Raw genomic sequence first — 15,529 nt, 5'->3', positions numbered from 1 at the left:
TCTTCGCCGGTGCCTTCTTCGTCGGTGTCTTCTTCGTCGGTGCTTCTTCGCCGGCGCCTTCTCCGGCTCCGCCGATGTGCTGGCTGCCGCCGTCGCTGCGGTCGGCTTCTTCGATGAGGGCTTCCGGGTCGTCGCCGTGGACGTCGGGTTCTTCCTCCCGGAGGCGCTCGAGCCGGAGGCGCTCGAGCCGGCCTGATCCTTGGCCGGTGACTGACGCCCGGCCTTCTTCGACTGCTTGCGCACCTGCGCCAACTCGGCGGCCGACTTCCGCTCCGCGGTGGGGGTGCCGTTCGCCTCCCGCTCGTCGGCGGCGGCGACCAGTTCGGCCACGGCCGCATCCACCGCGCGGGCCATGGGCCACGGATCGGGAACGAGGTCCTTGCACGCGATGAACCCGAAGTGCAGTTCACCATCGAGCGACATCACCGTGCAGTTGAGACCGGCTCCGTGGAACACCGGCCCCATCGGCAGCATCTTGGTCACCCTGGCCCCGAGGAAGTAGAGCGGATGTTGGGGCCGGGCACGTTGGAGATGATGAGGTTGTGCACCACCGGGTGCCGCTCCGAGAGCCTCAGTCGCGAGTACATCCGGACCGCGGACCCCGAACACCGACGGAGCCGCGAACTGCGCCCAGTCGGTGAGGAGATTGGCGTCGAGCGCGTCGGTGTGGTCCTTGGCGACGGTGTTGGCGTCCCGGATGGACTCCAGCCGCTCGACCGGGTCGTCGATGTCCGTGGCCAACGACATGAACATGCCTGACACCCGGTTGGTGCCGGGGCGCGACTCCGCGGCGTGCACCGACATCGGGACCATCGCGATGAGGGGCTTCGACGGCAACGTGTCCAGGTCGTCGAGGTAGGTCCGGAGCGCCGTGGAGCAGATCGCCAACACGACGTCGTTGACGGTGGTGTTGAAGACGTTCTTGATGCGCTTGATCTGGTCGAGGCCCACACTGGCGTACGAGATGGACCGGTGCCCGGTGATCGTGCGGTTGAACGGGGTGCGGGGCGCGGTGAACGGCGCCGGCATGGCCAGTCCCTTGCGCGCCCTGTTGATCCACGACGGCACGACCCCCAGCGTCCCCGGGAGCAACGAGGCCAGGCGCCACGGGGTGGCCAGCCGGGACAACGCCCCACCGACGGCCAGTTCGAGAGCCCCGGACCCGCCGGCGGTCTCCTCCACCAGTTCCTGGTCGAGAGTCGGGTCGTCCGGGGTGAGCGAACACAGCTGGGACATCATGTTGGCACCCGTGACGCCATCGACGGTCGAGTGATGCATCTTGGCGAAGACCGCGAACCGGTTGTCGGGAAGCCCCTCTATGACATACATCTGCCACAGGGGCATCGAGCGGTCTATCGGCTGGCTGGCCAGGTGCCCACACAGTTCGGCGAGCACCTCGTCCCCACCCGGCTCCGGCAGACCCACCCGGTGGAGGTGATGGTCGATGTTGAAGTCCTCGGCCTCGACCCAGACCGGGTGATCGATGTTGAGCAACGAGTCGTGCAGCTTGCGGCGAAAGCCGGGCATGGCCGTGACCCGGCGGGCGAGCTCGGCCCGCAGCGCGTCGAACGAGTAGCCACCGTTCATCTCTGATCCGTCGAGGACGATCAACCCGCACACGTGCAGGAGTTGGGCCCTGGTCTCGAAGTAGAGAAAGCTGGCGTCAAGTCCACTCAGGCGCTGCATGCACGAAGTGTACGTCCGCAGTCAGTCTCACAGCGCCCGTTCGACCGACGGCCTGTCCTCAGTAAACGTCGAGGATGAGCCACGCCATCACGACGAGCGCGATCAGCAGGATCAGGGCGAGAGTCACACGCGACCGGGGCATCAGATGACCTCCTTCCCGGTCTCGGCGTCGCCGGAGGCGACGAGCCCCCGGAACCGGTGCACGAGCACATCCGCCACCCGTTCGACGACCACCGCGGCCAGGTAGAACAGCGGGACGCCCACCGCGAGCATGATGAAGACCTGAAGTGGGAAGGGCAGCGTGGCGAGCCAGAGTTCGACCGTGTCCCAGAACTCGAGGAAAGCCGTCACGACGCGATCCTACGGCCGACCGACGGCGGCGGCCTCGCGGCCACCCACCACCGACGAGTCCAGGCCGCGGCGACGCAGCAGCGCCGAGGGGCTCGGGTCCGCTCCGCGCATCGCCCGATAGGCGTCGAGGAAGTCGATCGCCCCGCCCCGGGACAGCACCTCGCGGCGCATCGCCTCGCCCGTCGCCCTCTGCAGTCCCCCGCGGTCGGAGAACCACTCGGCGGCGTCCGCGTCGAGGACCTCCGCCCAGAAGTACGAGTAGTAGGCGGCCGAGTACCCGCCGGCGAAGATGTGTTGGAAGTACCGCGACCGGTACCGGGGTTCCACGCCGGGGACGTCCAGGCCCGCGTCGGCCAGCACCCGCGCCTCGAACTCGTCCACGTCCGTGACCGCCTCGGCCTCGGCGGGGGTGAGCGAATGCCAGGCCAGGTCGAGCAGGGCGGCGGCGAGGTACTCGACGGTGGCCTGGCCTTCCCCGAAGCGCTCGGCCTCCCGCATCCGGTCGACCAGATCCGGGTCGATCGGCTCCCCCGTCTCCACGTGGCGCGCGTACCGTGCGAGCAGCTCCGGGCGGCGGGCCCACATCTCGTTGACCTGGGAGGGGAACTCGACGAAGTCGCGCGGCACCGAGGTCCCGGAGAACACGGGGTACTCCACGTCCGACAGCAGGCCGTGCAGCGCGTGGCCGAACTCGTGGAACATGGTGGTGACCTCGTCCATCGTGAGCAGCGTCGGCTCGCCCGCCGCGGGGCGGGCCAGATTCATGACGTTGACGACGACGGGCCGCGAGTCCAGGAGCCGGGACTGATCGCGGAAGGAGCTCATCCAGGCACCGCCCCGCTTGGTCGGACGCGCGTAGTAGTCGAGCAGCAAGAGCCCCACTCCGGCGTCGGGCTCGGTGCGCTCGTCGTCGAACACCTCGATCACCCGGACGTCCGGAAGGTACCCGCGAAGGTCCGTCCGCTCGGCGAAGCGCAGGCCGTAGAGCTCGGACGCCGAGTGCATGACCGCGTCGCGGAGCACCCTCTCGAGCTCGAAGTAGGGCCGGACGCGGGCGTCGTCCACCTGGAATCGCTCGGCGCGCAGTCGCTCGGACTCCCAGGCCCAGTCGGCCGGGTGCAGCTCGCGGTCCTCGCCCCCGAGCAGGTCCTTGGCCTCGTTGCGGGCGTTGGTGACGGCGGCGTCGACCACGTCGAGCAGCAGGCCCCGTGCCGCGTCCGGCGAGCCGGCGGTCTCCACGGCCAGGACGTGCTCGGCGTGGCTGCCCAGGCCCAGCAGCTGCGCCCGCTCGGCGCGGAGCCGGACGATCTCCAGGACGACCGGGGAGTTGTCGTGACCGGGCGTGGACCCCCGCCGCAGCGAGGCCTCCATGACGCGCCGCCGCAGCCCCTGGTGGTCCAGCCACGCCGAGATCGGCTGCACGGTCGGCAGCCCCAGCGGGATGAGCCAGCCCTCCCGGCCCGCCTCCCGGGCCGCGGCGGCGAGCGACGCGCGCATGGACGGGGGCAGCCCCTCGAGCTCGGCCTCGTCGGTCACCGGGACGGCGAGCTCGGCGGTCGAGGCGAGCAGGTTCTCCCCGAACGCCGTGGTGAGTTCCGCGAGCCGGGTGTCGATCGCGGTCAGTCGGGCGCGGCCCGCCTCGTCGAGCCCCGCACCGGCCCGCAGGAGGTCACGGTGGTGCCGCCGGATCAGCCGGCCGGTCTCGTCGTCGACCTCCAGTTCCCCCGCCTCCGACGCCGAGTGGATCGCGTCGACCCGCGCGAGGAGGCCCGGGTCGGTCATGACGGCCGACCAGTGCGCGGCCAACAGCGGAGAGACGACCCTGTCGACGTCGAGGCGGGCGGGTGTCGCATCAGGGCCGAGGAGTCCGTAGAACACCGACAGGACCCGCTGGAGCGCCTGACCCGACCGCTCGAGTGCGATGACCGTGTTCTCCACGCTCGGGGGGTCCGGGTTGGCCACGATCGCCGCGATCTCGGCGGCGTGGTCGTCGATCGCCGTCCGGATGGCCGGCTCAAGTTCCGCCTCGTCGACGGCCGCGAAGTCCGGGAGGCCGTACGGCAGCGGGGACTCGTCGAGGAGCGGGTGGCGGCCGGGCTCGGGATTCGGGAGGCTCATGGGCGCGAGTCTACGTCGGCTCCCCGGGGGCGCCTCATGTCCACAGGGCCACCGTGTCCCACGCCAGCTTGACCGCCAGGATGCCGATGACCACCAGGAACACCACCCGGATGAACTCGTTGCCGTGACGCATCGCCATCCTGGCACCGATGAACCCGCCGGTGAGGTTGGCCACCGCCATGCAGCCACCGATGACCCACAACACCTCGCCGTGGACACCGAAGACCAGGATCGAGGCGATGTTGGTGGTGAGGTTGGCGAGTTTTGCCGCCACCGTCCCCTGCAGGAACCCGAAACCCAGGAACGCGACGATCGCGATCACGAAGAACGAGCCGGTCCCCGGCCCCAGGACCCCGTCATAGAACCCGATCACCAGCCCGATCAGCGCGGAACGCCAGATGCGCGCCCACCCGGTGTACCGGTTCTCGTGGGTACGACCCATGGTGGGCCGGAACCACGTGTAGGCACCCACCACGATCACGGCCGCCAGCACCACGGGGGTGAGCAGGTCCCTCGGGATGAACCGGGCGACCGAGGACCCCGCGGCCGAGCCGGCGAACGCGGCGACCACCAGTGGGAGGACCATCCCGATCGGCACACGGATCCGACGCAGATAGGTGGCGGAGGCGACCAGTGTCCCGGCGACCGAGGAGAGCTTGTTGGTGCCGAGGATCTCCGGGGTCGAGGCGTCCGCGGGGAGGCCGACGACCAACGCCGGGAGCTGGATGAGCCCTCCCCCGCCGACGACCGAGTCGACCCAACCGGCGACGAAGGCGGCCAGCACCAGCGCGGCCAGGACCCACGCGGAGACCCCCGCGGCCGGGGACGCGGCCAGACCCGCGAATGACTGAGGCATACGGGGTACTGTGCTGTAATTGGTCTGTGTACATCAACCCTTACGGGGCGGATCCGGTGACCCTCGCCGCCGACCTGGCGAACCGCCGCCCCCGCACCACCCGCGAACTGGTGGACCGCTGCCGCGAATCGGGGGTGACCATCGACCGCGGAGCCTCCGACACGGACCTCACGGAGACGCTGGCGTTCCTCGACGACTGGCTCGTCGTCGTCGACACCACCGAGCCCCGCGGTCGGGCCGACGCTCTCAACGCCCTGCTCGCCGACCACTCCGCACCGCCGAGGCTCACCGACCACGACGGCCACTGGCACGTCCACTACCGGGCGGATGACGTCTCGTTCGCCCGACTCCTCACCGCGATGTTCTCGGTGGGCACCGCACTGCACCTGACCTCGCGCGGCATCGACAGACTGGCCAGGTGTGCGGCCGAGGACTGCGAGGACGTCTTCGCCGACACCACCCGCAACGGCCGCAAACAGTACTGCTCGACACGCTGCACCAACCGGTCCGCCGTACGGCGCCACCGAGCGCGACACTGAGTGGACAGGGGCCGGGGCGGATGCGGGTCGGGTCAGACCAGGGTCGGAGCGGACGTGGGTCGGGCGGCCCCTACTTCTTGTCGGAGCTCGACTCCGCGGACAGGGCCGCCACGAAGGCCTCCTGGGGCACGTCCACGCGTCCGATCGACTTCATGCGCTTCTTGCCCTCCTTCTGTTTCTCCAGGAGCTTGCGCTTGCGGCTGATGTCGCCGCCGTAGCACTTGGACAGCACGTCCTTGCGGATCGCGCGGATGTTCTCGCGGGCGATGATCTTGGACCCGATCGCGGCCTGGACCGGGACCTCGTACTGCTGCCGCGGGATGAGCTCCTTGAGCTTGACGGTCATCTTGTTGCCGTAGGCCTGCGCGTAGTCACGGTGCACGATCGCGGAGAACGCGTCCACGGCCTCGCCCTGCAGCAGGATGTCGACCTTGACCAGATCCGCGACCTGCTCCCCGGCCTCCTCGTAGTCCATCGACGCGTACCCCTTGGTACGAGACTTGAGGGAGTCGAAGAAGTCGAAGATGATCTCGCCCATCGGCATGACGTAGCGCAGCTCGACCCGGGTCTCGGACAGGTAGTCCATGCCCTTCATCTCGCCACGCTTGGACTGGCACAGCTCCATGGTGGTCCCCACGAACTCGCTCGGCACGATGATCGTGCACTTGACGATCGGCTCGTAGACCTCGCGGTTCTTGCCCTCCGGCCAGTACGACGGGTTGGTGACCTGGTGCTCGCTGCCGTCCTCGGCGACGACCCGGTAGACCACGTTCGGTGCGGTGGAGATGAGATCGAGGTTGAACTCGCGCTCCAACCGGTCCCGGGTGATCTCCATGTGCAGCAGACCGAGGAACCCGCAGCGGAAGCCGAAACCCAACGCCACCGACGTCTCCGGCTCGTAGTCCAGCGAGGCGTCGTTGAGTCGCAGCTTGTCCAACGCGTCGCGCAGGACCGGGTAGTCGGACCCGTCGATCGGGTAGAGACCCGAGAAGACCATGGGGTTGGGTTCGGCGTATCCCGCCAGTGGCTCCTCCGCGCCGCCCCGGGCACTGGTCACCGTGTCACCGACCTTGGACTGACGCACGTCCTTGACGCCGGTGATGAGGTAGCCGACCTCTCCCGGCCCGAGGCCCGTGGAGGCCTTGGGCTCGGGCGAGATGATCCCCACCTCGAGGGCCTCGTACGTGGTGCCGGTCGACATCATCCGGACCTTCTCGCGGGGTCGGAGCGATCCGTCGACCACGCGCACGTAGGTGACGACGCCCCGGTAGGTGTCGTAGACCGAGTCGAAGATCATGGCGCGGGCGGGGGCGTCGGGGTCGCCCTCGGGCGCCGGGATCACGTCACACACCCTGTCCAGCAGTTCCTCGACCCCCGCGCCCGTCTTGCCGGAGACACGGAGGACGTCGTCCGGCTCGCACCCGACGATGTGGGAGATCTCCTCGGCGAACCGCTCGGGGTCCGCCGCCGGGAGGTCGATCTTGTTGAGGACCGGGATGATCTCGAGGTCGTTCTCCATCGCCAGGTACAGGTTGGCCAGCGTCTGCGCCTCGATCCCCTGCGCGGCGTCCACCAGCAGGATCGCCCCCTCGCACGCCTCGAGAGCGCGGGAGACCTCGTAGGTGAAGTCCACGTGGCCCGGGGTGTCGATCATGTGCAGCACGATCTCCTCGCCCGCGTGGTCACCGGAACGCGGCACCCACGGCAGGCGGACGTTCTGCGCCTTGATGGTGATGCCGCGTTCGCGTTCGATGTCCATGCGGTCGAGGTACTGGGCCCGCATGAGCCGCTCCTCGACGACACCGGTGATCTGCAGCATGCGGTCGGCCAGCGTCGACTTGCCGTGGTCGATGTGCGCGATGATGCAGAAGTTCCTGATCCTGGCGGGATCGGTGAACGTCGTCTCTGCGAAGTTGGGAATCTCGATCACTCCTCGGGCGGGCCCGGGCGTGGCGGGGTGCGGTCCGACCGGGCGATCACCCCATTGTCACACGCGCGGACTCCGGACACCCATCACGTACCGCCCCGTGGGGATCGCGTCGACCGCTCCGTCGTCGAGGAAACGGGCCGTCGAGGCGGTCATGGCCTGGATGTGGGCGCTCATCCGCTCGTCACTGCCCTGCGAATCGAAGAACACCCCGAGGTCACGGGCCGCCTCGATCGGGAAGACCTCCTCGACGATCCCGGCGATCTCCGGCGCCCCCTCGGTCAGTGCGCGGACCACCACGTGCTGGGTGTAGCCGGTGGTGGACTGCGTCTCGATCGCCACCGGAGTGTGTTCGTCGAGCCAGATGCGCAGCCACTCGTCGCGGTGCAGACGCTCCGGCCGCCGCAGGAAGGCCAGGTTCGCCATCCCGGGGCACCTCCCGTCCCCTCCGGGCCCGGGTACGGGGAGCGGCTCCGACGCGGTGACCGACCACGCGGAGACCGGGCCCAGCCCACGCAGTGCGTCGAGGAGGTCGGCACACGCGGAGGCCGAGGCCACCGGAACCCGCGCGCGGACCGCCGCCAGCACCGGTCGCGGGGTCACCTGCACGTCGATCATCGCGCCGGCGACCGCCTCGTCCCGGACGTTCACCACGTACTCGCCCACCCCGAGCTCGGCGAGCGGGCCGTCCACCTCCCGGGCGATCTCCGTCCGCAGGCCCGAGCCGTCGGGAACGGGCCCGACCGTGTCGTCCGACCACACCGTGTCGTCCGACCACACCACCGCGAAGATCACGTCCATGAAACGGGATCCTAGATGCGGTTACCCTGGCGGACATGGCGATCGACTGGGCCCGGATGGGTCGCACCGCGGCTCGGATGGGCCGAAAGTACGGACCGACGGTGGCCCTCGAGGTGCGACGGCGTCTCGAGGATCGCGGGATCACCGCTCCCGCGACGGCCGGGGCCGTCGGGGCGGGACGGCCCGCCACGACCGGGGCCGTGCCCACCGCGAGTCGCGCGCGAACGCTGTCCTACGCACCGGACCTCGACGGTCGGGCGGACCCCGGGGAGATCGTGTGGACCTGGGTGGAGTTCGAGGAGGCCGACGGACGCGGGAAGGACCGCCCGGTGCTGGTGGTGGGCCGCGACGGCGATCGTCTGCTCGGACTGATGCTCTCCTCGCAGGCCAGGCGGGACGACGACAAGAGTTGGCAGTCCCTCGGCACCGGGCCGTGGGACGTGGAGGACCGACCGAGCTGGGTCCGCCTGGATCGGGTGCTGGACGTCCCCGAGCAGGGCATCCGGCGAGAGGGCGCGGTCTGCCCCCGCCGCACGTTCGAGCGGGTCGCGGACCGGCTGCGCTCGGATTACGGGTGGCGCTGACGCGGCGAGGGCCGGCCGCCGCGTTTTGGCCGGTGAGGCCGCCGCTGGTAAAGTCGGTCGTCGGTGTCCACCGGATCGCGTAGCGCGCGTTCGAGCGGACGAGAGACATGACATCCGATCGACCGGATCCCCGCGGGGCCGTCGAGACACGACCGAAGGTGTGACCAGTGGCCAACATCAAGTCCCAGAAGAAGCGGAACCTCACCAACGAGCGCAACCGCCTGCGCAACCAGTCGATCAAGTCGGCGCTGCGTTCGGCCATCCGCAACCTGCGTGAGGCCACCGAGGCCGGCGACAAGGCCAAGGCCGGCGCCCTCCTCGTCGCGACCTCGCGTCAGCTCGACAAGGCCGCCACCAAGGGTGTCATCCACAAGAACCAGGCCGCCAACAAGAAGTCGTCGCTCGCCAAGGCCGTCAACTCACTCTGAGGCGACCCGCTCCCCCCCACCGCGGGGAGCACAGCCCCGCGGAGAATGCCGCGTCGAGGCTCCGAGGGCCCACCCCGCACCGATCGAGGTCGCGTGGTGGGCCCTCGTCGCGGTCCAACCGGTCGTGTTCTACGCCGCACCCGCCAGCGACCCCACCGCACGGACCGCTCGTTCCAGTGCGTAAGAGGTGTCCTCCGCCTGACCCTTGACCTCCCCGTTGAGGCGGGCGACCACCTGGAGGGCCCGGCCGAGGGTATCGATGGACCAGTACCGGGTCTGCGCGGTGACCTTCTTGACCTTCCACGGGGGCAACCCCTGTCGCGCCAGCTCTGCGGGCGGGGTGCCCCGTTGCGTGCCCACCATGGCGATGGAGTTCACGGCGTCCGCGAGGGCGTCTGCCAGCACGACGTGCGGGACCCCGGTGTGCATGGCCCATTCCAGCGCCTCGATCGCCCCGGCCACGTCCCCCGTGACCGCCCGCTCGGCCACGGTGAAACCACTGACGCCCACGACACCGGAGTGATAGCGGCGCACCGCCTCGACATCGACCTTCCCCCCGGTGTCGGCCACCAGCTGGCCGCATGCCGACGCCAGCTGCCTCAGGTCGGTGCCCACCGCCTCGACGAGGGCCTCACACGCCTCCGGGGCCACCCGGACGTCGAGGCCACGAAACTCCGAGCGCACGAATCCCACCACGTCCGTGTGACGTGAGATTTTTCCGGCCGCGTGCTCCTGAGCGCCGGCCTTCCGCAGGTCCGGCACGAGCGACTTCGCCCGTCCGCCACCGGTGTGCTGGACCACCATGACGGTCCGGTCCGGAAGGTCGACGGCCGCGCCCATCACCGCCGCCTGGGCGTCCTTGCCCAGCTCCGCGGCCCCGGTGATCACCACGATGCGGGCTTCGCCGAACAACGACGGCGAGAGCAGTTCGAACAACTGCGACGCACCGACCTCCGGCCCGCCCAGCCGAGAGACGACGGGGGGGTCCTCCCCCGCGGGTGCCGCCGCCCGAGCGGTCGCCACGACACCGGCCGTGGCGCGCTCGGTGAGGAACTCGTCCTCACCCAGGACAAGATGCAGAGCGGCGGGTGCAGAGTCTGGTGACATGTGTGCTCCTCGTCGTCGACAGATGACATGGTGCCACGCACGTCCGTCAGTCCCGCACCACCGCCCTCACGAACCGGGGTCGGCATCCTCCTCGACCATCCGCGCCCGGGTGTCTCCGTGAACAGCGGTGCCGACGGACACCGGTTCGTGGATGGCGCCGGCGGTGTCCGGTACGCGCGCACCGTTACCGATCTCGGCCCGGGAGAGCGTTCCCGAGAACCGCTCGGTCAGCTCGCGGAACACCCGGTGCGAAGTGTGGGCGGCACGCCCCTTCGGCCCGACGGGGCGTTCCTGGTCCGGGTTCGTACAGGCGTCGACGATCGCGTCCACGATCAGGTCGGGGTCGTCCATCGCCGTCAGCCGCGGCGCGTGGCCGGTGTAGTTGCCGACGTGATCCCACCACGGGGTGTCGGCCGCCCAGGGCAGGATCGTGCCGACCTTCACCGTCTCGTCCAACCCGGCCAGTCGCAGTTCCTCGGTGAGGGAACGACCGAGGCTCGTGATGCCCGCCTTGACCGCGGAGTAGGTGGACTGATAGGCCAGCGGAACCTCTCCGGCGACCGATCCCACGTTGACCAGCACCCCCTCGCCACGGGCCGTGAAACGCCGCAGTGCCACGTGGGCACCGAAGATCATTCCCTTGAGATCCACGTCGACGAGTCGGGCGTGATCTGCAAGCGGCACCTCCCAGAACAGGCCCATCACACCGACCGCGGCGTTGTTGATCCACACGTCGATGGGGCCGAAGTGTTCCTCCGCGGCCGCTGCCAGGTTCTCGACGGCCTCGGAATCGCTGACGTCCGTGGGCACCGCCACGGCAGAACCACCGGACGCGGCGATCTGGGCGGCCACCTCCTCGAGCACCTCACCGCGCCGGGCGGCCAGGACGACGTGAGCCCCGCGTGCGCCCAGGGCGATCGCGGCGCCACGCCCGAAGCCGCTGGAGGCTCCCGTGACGACGATGGTCTTTCCGTTCAGGTCGTCATTCCTTCTCATCAGTCCCACTCGTCCCGTCTCCTCGTCATGGTCTCGGAGCTGTGCTGTGCGGGCCATGATGCGCGGCGGGGACACCGGACGCATCCGGTAGCACGAGGACCACTCCGCGAGCGACTCCGGATCCGTGCCCGGGGTCACCCGGTTGTCAGATCCGGCGACCCGGGCAGGGCCACGGCGATCCGGGCGACCGTCTCGAGCCACCACAGTGCCGGAGCGCACGCCGCCGCGAGCAACACCGCCCCGTCCTGCCATACGGGTCCCAGTGCCGCGGCGGCGGTCCCGAGCACGGTGACCAGCGGCACCACCGGAGCCACCGCGATGTTGGCCGGCAGCGCCCACGGACCGGTCTCCAGGCCCGTGGCCACCAGCACCGGGAGGGTCGCCAGATGGGCCACCACGCAGACCGCCAGCAGGTCCGCGACCGTAGCCGGCATCCACGGACGGTGCAGACGCATCGCCACGGGCCGCGCCGCCACCACGAGCGCGGCGGTCGCCGTGACGGACAGGACGAACCCGGCGCCGGTGGCCGTGGCGGGATCGAGCATCGCCACCAGCAACACCACGCCGGCCAGCGCCGCCAACGGGCGGCCTGTCCGGTGGGAACTGAGCGCGGCCAGGCCGATCGCCCCGGTCCCGGCCGCCCGCAACACCGCGGGTTCCGGGCCCACCACCGCGACGAAGCCCGCGAGCGCCACCCCCGCGGCGAGAACGCGGACGCGCCGTCCGGCCCCCAGCGCGGCGGCGGCCAGGAGCACCGACCCCACCACATAGGTGGTGTTGGCCCCGGACACCGCCGCGAGATGAGCCAGCCCCGAGGCCCGGAACCCGTCGCGGGTCTCCGCGGACACCCCGCCCTCGTCACCGAGCACGAAGGACGGGAGCAACCCCGCCGCCTCGCCCTCGAGTGCGCGCCCGGAGACCACTCTCAACCGTTCGCGCACCGCCGCCGGTGCCCGGCCGGTCGGCCCCGGCTCCCCGGTCACCCGCGGAGGTGCCAGGGCGCGCAGGCCCGGTGGGTTCCCGGGAGAGCGTGGCTCCAGCACCATGACCGAGGCCCGCACCCGCGTCCCCGGTGCCAGATCCCGCCACCCCTCCCTGGCCAGGACCGCCACGTCGAGGCGGGCCACTCGCGCCGACTGTCCTGATCCGGTGACCTCCACTCGCAGCGGGACCATCACCCCGCCTCGACGCAGCGGGCGATCGAACCCCGTCACCACGCCCTCGACACCCGTGCGGGTGTCGACGAGCGAGACCAACGGATGCGCGGCGAGCGCGTGCGACCGCGCCGCCTGGACGCCGGCGCCGATCGCCCCCAGTGCACATGCGACCGCGAGTACCCACAGTGCCGTGTGGTCCGGGCGCTCCCCCGCTCCCACGGACACCGACCAGGCCACAGCGATCACCGCCGCGGCGAGCAGTACCACCGCGAGTGCGCAGGCCGCCGCCGGCCGCATCCCCAGGGTGACCGCGGTGGTGACGAACAGCGCGAGCGTCGGGACGACCAATCGGAGGTCACGCGCGGCGGGTGCCGGGGCCGGCGGCACGGCGGATGCCCGCGGGGGCGGCGGCACGGCGGGAGGCTCGGGTGGCGGCGCTCCGGTGCTCACACCGAGACCAGCGGCCGGAGCCGGGCGAGCGTCACCGGGCCGATGCCGTCGACCTCGGCCAGCTGATCGATGCTCGCGAACGACCCGTTGGCCGCCCGCCAGGCCAGGATCGAGGAGGCGGTCACCGGCCCCACCCCGGGCAGGGTCTCGAGGGTCGTGGCATCCGCCGTGTTGAGGTCGACCAGTCCCCCACCCGACGGTGGCGCGCCGGGCGAGGGCCCCGCCGCCGGCGCCGGCCCGCCGTCCACGGGCGGGTCGCCGGCCCCGACGATCCCGCTCCGCGGCCCGCGGGGGCCGTCGGGGCCCGGCGCCAGTCCCACCAGGATCTGCTCGCCGTCGGCCACCTTCCGTGCCAGGTTGAGGCCGTCGCGGTCGCCGCCGTCCAGAATCCCTCCGGCGCTGTCGAGGGCGTCCGCCACCCGGGCGCCCGGGGCAAGTGTGACCAACCCGCTGCGCCCGACCAGACCCACGACGGAGACGACGACGGGCCCCGCGGACCCGTCGTCCACCGGCCCGGCCGCCCCGGCCGAGTCCGCCTCGGCCTCGGCTGGCGCCAGGGGCGAACCCGGTGCCGACGCGCCGTCCGCCGGGACGGTCACCCCCGGGGTGGCCAACGGGAGTTCCGGCACCGGCGCGCCCTCGGGCACCGCGGACAGGAGACGGTGAACGGAGAATCCACCGAGGCCCAACACCACCACGACCAGAGCAACGCCCGCGATCCTGTCCGGGGCCCACCGGACCCGGCTCCACCACGGGGGGTCGGCCCAGTCCGCCGGGTCCGGACGCTCGGGTGGCACCCGTTCAGGCCGCCTCCCGTCCGCCTCCGCGTCCGCCCAGGGCACGGACGCCCGCTCCGCCAGGGCCGTCACACTCGCGAGCCTGCGCAGCGCGGCCTCGCGGGCGGGGTCGTCGGAGTCCGCGGGACGAGTCCGGGTGTCGGGGAACATGGGCCGAAACTAGACCGGCGCGCTCCCCGGCCGGGCCCCGGAGAGGTCCCTCAGGTGCCGTCCTGTGGAGCGACTGCGGGGATGGGGAATGCGGTGTCGACGAGGTCCGTCACCGAGACGCCCACGGTCCCGGGCCCCAGGTGCCAGGCCAGGACCTCATCGAACTCGACGACGAGGACCCGCTCGGGGAACGGGGTCTCCTTGCGGATCTCGGTGGCCATCTCCCGGGCCCGATCCGGCGCCTCGTGATGGTGGACCACCACCACGACGTCGCCTCGACTGATCTCGTCGCGAAGCAGCGCGCGCAACTTCTCGTGGGCCTTGGTCGTGGTCCTGGCCTTGGCGGCGAGGTCGACAGAACCACCACGCAACACGATGATCGGGCGCATCGCCAGCGCGCTGCCGAAGATCGCCGCGAGGGCACTGATGCGGCCACCCCGGCGCAGGCTCTCCAAAGATTCCAGGGCGGCGAAGGTGGACGCTCCCCGGCAGAGACGTTCGGCGAGCTCATAGGTTCCGGACAGTCCCAGACCGTTGTTCGCCGCCCAGGCACACTGGGCGACCGCGGCACCGAACGCCATCCCCGCACACCGGGAGTCCGAGACCAGGACCCGGCCACCGAACCTCGTGGCGGCATCGGCGGCGGACTCCCACGTGCGAGAGAGTTCACGCGACAGATGGACGGAGACGATGCCCGTGCAGTCCGGCTCGTCCAAGAGTTCCTGGTAGATCGCGGTCAGCTCGTCCGGGGTGACCGCGGCCGTCGAGACCGCCCTGTCGCCCTCCTCGACCACGTGAAGGCCCACGACGGTGATGCCGAACTCGCGGACCCACTCCTCGGGGATGTCCGCGCTCGAGTCGGTGACCAGCCGGACGCTCATGTCGTCGCCACCGGGGGCGTGAGACCGGCGTTCCACTGGTCGAGGCGCCAGAGCACCTCGCGCGCGCCGTCGGTCGTGGGCCCGATCTCCGGCTCCGCGGTCTGTCCACTCCAGGAGGGCCCGGGGCGCGGATGCGCCGAGAGCTGCACCCAGCAGGTGTTCCCGAGACCGTTGAAGATCGGGTACTGCTCGACCGGCAACTCGATGAGGGCGGCGGTGAGGGCGGCGATCGCGCCCCCGTGGGCCACGAGCACCGCCGGGTGCTCGTTCCACCCGGGCGAGGCGTCCACGAGCTCGTCGACCACCTCTCGGGTGCGGCGGGCCACGTCGAGGCGGCTCTCCCCCTCGGGCGGGGACCACCGCGGTGTGCTGCGCCACCGCATCCGGGCCTCGGGCCACTGCTCGTCGACCTCCGAATGGCTCATCCCCTGCCACGTGCCCAGATGGGTCTCCCGCAGGCGCGGGTCGGTCCGGACCTCGAGTCCGACCTCCGATGCCAGTGCCAGCGCCGTCTCGTGCGCCCGCTGCAGATCCGAGGACAGGATCGTCCACGGCCGACGGTGCGCCAACGCGCGGCCCACTGCGTGGGCCTGTTGGACTCCGAGTTCACTGAGTTCGGTGTCCAACTGGCCCTGCATGCGCAACGAGGCGTTGTAGTGCGTCTGACCGTGACGCAGCAGGATGAGACGACGGGTCACGAG

14 protein-coding genes and 1 pseudogene are annotated in these 15,529 nt (G+C 71.0%); 3 read left to right on the top strand and 12 right to left on the bottom strand.

The genetic code is table 11. The features are described from left to right. Nucleotides 1-366 precede the first annotated feature (366 nt). The 4 genes and pseudogenes from CT688_RS05755 to CT688_RS05740 all read right to left on the bottom strand — a co-directional run. Nucleotides 367-1,686 (bottom strand): annotated as a pseudogene (locus CT688_RS05755) (wax ester/triacylglycerol synthase family O-acyltransferase); the annotation flags it as partial. A gap of 141 nt (nucleotides 1,687-1,827) precedes the next feature. After that, nucleotides 1,828-2,037: a hypothetical protein gene (locus tag CT688_RS05750; protein ID WP_107756110.1), complete on the bottom strand. Its 210-nt coding sequence runs from the start codon at nucleotides 2,035-2,037 to the stop codon at nucleotides 1,828-1,830. A gap of 9 nt (nucleotides 2,038-2,046) precedes the next feature. Continuing rightward, a complete protein-coding gene (locus CT688_RS05745; protein ID WP_107756109.1) occupies nucleotides 2,047-4,155 on the bottom strand; it encodes a M3 family metallopeptidase in 2,109 nt (702 codons plus the stop codon). Nucleotides 4,156-4,189: 34 nt separating this feature from the next. Further along, nucleotides 4,190-5,011: a TSUP family transporter gene (locus CT688_RS05740; protein WP_107756108.1), complete on the bottom strand. Its 822-nt coding sequence runs from the start codon at nucleotides 5,009-5,011 to the stop codon at nucleotides 4,190-4,192. Nucleotides 5,012-5,037: 26 nt separating this feature from the next. Here CT688_RS05740 and CT688_RS05735 point away from each other — a divergent pair, with 26 nt between their 5' ends. After that, nucleotides 5,038-5,550 carry a CGNR zinc finger domain-containing protein gene (locus CT688_RS05735; RefSeq protein ID WP_107756107.1) on the top strand — a complete coding sequence of 171 codons (513 nt, stop codon included), beginning with the start codon at nucleotides 5,038-5,040 and terminating at the stop codon, nucleotides 5,548-5,550. A 70-nt stretch (nucleotides 5,551-5,620) separates the two neighbouring features. Here the strand turns inward: CT688_RS05735 and lepA are convergent, their stop codons facing one another. Together lepA and CT688_RS05725 are read right to left on the bottom strand one after the other, a co-directional pair. Next, a complete protein-coding gene (lepA, locus tag CT688_RS05730; protein WP_107756106.1) occupies nucleotides 5,621-7,480 on the bottom strand; it encodes a translation elongation factor 4 in 1,860 nt (619 codons plus the stop codon). A gap of 57 nt (nucleotides 7,481-7,537) precedes the next feature. After that, nucleotides 7,538-8,278, bottom strand: a complete 741-nt coding sequence (locus tag CT688_RS05725; protein ID WP_107756105.1) for an EthD domain-containing protein — start codon at nucleotides 8,276-8,278, stop codon at nucleotides 7,538-7,540. 35 nt (nucleotides 8,279-8,313) lie between these two features. Here CT688_RS05725 and CT688_RS05720 point away from each other — a divergent pair, with 35 nt between their 5' ends. Both CT688_RS05720 and rpsT read left to right on the top strand, forming a co-directional pair. Beyond that, nucleotides 8,314-8,862, top strand: a complete 549-nt coding sequence (locus CT688_RS05720) for a type II toxin-antitoxin system PemK/MazF family toxin (RefSeq protein WP_107756104.1) — start codon at nucleotides 8,314-8,316, stop codon at nucleotides 8,860-8,862. 167 nt (nucleotides 8,863-9,029) lie between these two features. Beyond that, nucleotides 9,030-9,290 carry a 30S ribosomal protein S20 gene (rpsT, locus tag CT688_RS05715; protein WP_107756103.1) on the top strand — a complete coding sequence of 87 codons (261 nt, stop codon included), beginning with the start codon at nucleotides 9,030-9,032 and terminating at the stop codon, nucleotides 9,288-9,290. Between the two features lie 129 nt (nucleotides 9,291-9,419). Here rpsT and holA read toward each other — a convergent pair whose 3' ends face one another. The 6 genes from holA to CT688_RS05685 form a co-directional block, all read right to left on the bottom strand. Then, nucleotides 9,420-10,397: a DNA polymerase III subunit delta gene (holA, locus tag CT688_RS05710; RefSeq protein ID WP_107756102.1), complete on the bottom strand. Its 978-nt coding sequence runs from the start codon at nucleotides 10,395-10,397 to the stop codon at nucleotides 9,420-9,422. Between the two features lie 66 nt (nucleotides 10,398-10,463). After that, entirely contained in the window at nucleotides 10,464-11,531 is a 1,068-nt protein-coding gene (locus tag CT688_RS05705) for an SDR family oxidoreductase (protein WP_231750514.1), read from the bottom strand. Next, entirely contained in the window at nucleotides 11,528-12,964 is a 1,437-nt protein-coding gene (locus tag CT688_RS05700; protein ID WP_231750513.1) for a ComEC/Rec2 family competence protein, read from the bottom strand. The genes CT688_RS05705 and CT688_RS05700 overlap by 4 nt, the downstream gene beginning before the upstream one ends. A 32-nt stretch (nucleotides 12,965-12,996) precedes the next feature. Next, complete coding sequence (locus tag CT688_RS05695; RefSeq protein ID WP_107756100.1) at nucleotides 12,997-13,947, bottom strand: ComEA family DNA-binding protein; 951 nt, start codon at nucleotides 13,945-13,947, stop codon at nucleotides 12,997-12,999. Nucleotides 13,948-13,997: 50 nt separating this feature from the next. Then, nucleotides 13,998-14,828, bottom strand: a complete 831-nt coding sequence (locus CT688_RS05690) for a DegV family protein (protein ID WP_107758035.1) — start codon at nucleotides 14,826-14,828, stop codon at nucleotides 13,998-14,000. Beyond that, nucleotides 14,825-15,526: a histidine phosphatase family protein gene (locus CT688_RS05685; protein ID WP_107756099.1), complete on the bottom strand. Its 702-nt coding sequence runs from the start codon at nucleotides 15,524-15,526 to the stop codon at nucleotides 14,825-14,827. Before CT688_RS05685 ends, CT688_RS05690 begins: the two co-directional genes overlap by 4 nt. Nucleotides 15,527-15,529: the final 3 nt, after the last annotated feature.

This window comes from Dietzia sp. JS16-p6b, assembly GCF_003052165.1.
Classification (GTDB): domain Bacteria; phylum Actinomycetota; class Actinomycetes; order Mycobacteriales; family Mycobacteriaceae; genus Dietzia.
Note: the sequence above shows the minus strand (reverse complement) of the source record. Positions and strands in the feature narration are given on the sequence as shown.

What these genes read in the sequence shown, in the direction of transcription:
- CT688_RS05740 (WP_107756108.1), bottom strand. Translation starts at nt 5,011, where the DNA reads ATGCCTCAGTCATTCGCGGGTCTGGCCGCGTCCCCGGCCGCGGGGGTC.
- holA (WP_107756102.1), bottom strand. Translation starts at nt 10,397, where the DNA reads ATGTCACCAGACTCTGCACCCGCCGCTCTGCATCTTGTCCTGGGTGAG.
- CT688_RS05725 (WP_107756105.1), bottom strand. Translation starts at nt 8,278, where the DNA reads ATGGACGTGATCTTCGCGGTGGTGTGGTCGGACGACACGGTGTGGTCG.
- CT688_RS05695 (WP_107756100.1), bottom strand. Translation starts at nt 13,947, where the DNA reads ATGTTCCCCGACACCCGGACTCGTCCCGCGGACTCCGACGACCCCGCC.
- CT688_RS05690 (WP_107758035.1), bottom strand. Translation starts at nt 14,828, where the DNA reads ATGAGCGTCCGGCTGGTCACCGACTCGAGCGCGGACATCCCCGAGGAG.
- CT688_RS05745 (WP_107756109.1), bottom strand. Translation starts at nt 4,155, where the DNA reads ATGAGCCTCCCGAATCCCGAGCCCGGCCGCCACCCGCTCCTCGACGAG.
- CT688_RS05720 (WP_107756104.1), top strand. Translation starts at nt 8,314, where the DNA reads ATGGCGATCGACTGGGCCCGGATGGGTCGCACCGCGGCTCGGATGGGC.